1 protein-coding gene is annotated in these 734 nt (G+C 64.3%); it reads right to left on the bottom strand.

All coding sequences use genetic code 11. The features are described 5' to 3' along the window. On the bottom strand, positions 1-353 hold a 353-nt coding region (locus AC1B00_RS09585; protein ID WP_488849500.1), incomplete at its 3' end, for a hypothetical protein. Between the last annotated feature and the right edge of the window lie 381 nt (positions 354-734).

A 734-nucleotide genomic window follows, 5' to 3' on the forward strand; every position in this document is an offset into this window, starting at 1 on the left:
ACCCATCCACGAGTCCACTTCACCGGCTCGACGAGAGCGCGAGTTGGCTGCGCCGCACCGAGCATCGGCAGGACCGCTTCGATCGCCGGATCCATCCGCCCCTCCCTCTGGAAGGTCCGCACACCGGACGCGACTGCTGCGACGGCAAGCACCACGGCCACGACCCACACCAGCGGGATCAGATCGGTGAAGGGGCGCACAGCATTCAATCCGGTGGCAGCGGTCGCCAGCGCGATGCACAGCAGCGCCGGGATGATCCCGGTCAGCTGACGTCGAGGAAGAACACCTAGAGCCACCGTCGCCGGTGCGGGCGGTCGCGCCGGCGGACGAGATGCCACACGAGTCGTTGCCATTCGAGCCTCCTGAGCGGGCCGAGCACTTCACGACCCTCTTGCGAGGTATAGGCCTGTGATTGGCCCCTTCGCGGACATCGCGGATCGAAGAAATCTTGCGTGGATATTGCGCCCATGCAGCGAGGCATGGAAACCACCCCTGACCAGGCGTTTACAGCAATGGATCGTGACTCAGACCCCCCGAAGCCAGCATCCGCCGGCCGGGCACTCTGCGGCCCGGCCGGAACTTTCCAGGATCTGAACCAGGGGTGCTGAGGAACGTGGCCCTTCGTCAACCGACGTCACGACGAAGGGCCATTTCTCATGACTGCTTGGGCGAAGACATCACCTCTTGCCGACCAGCTGTTCGACGAGTGGAACAGCTTCCACTCCCACACCACT

Source organism: Campylobacter sp. DY7 (genome assembly GCF_057802535.1).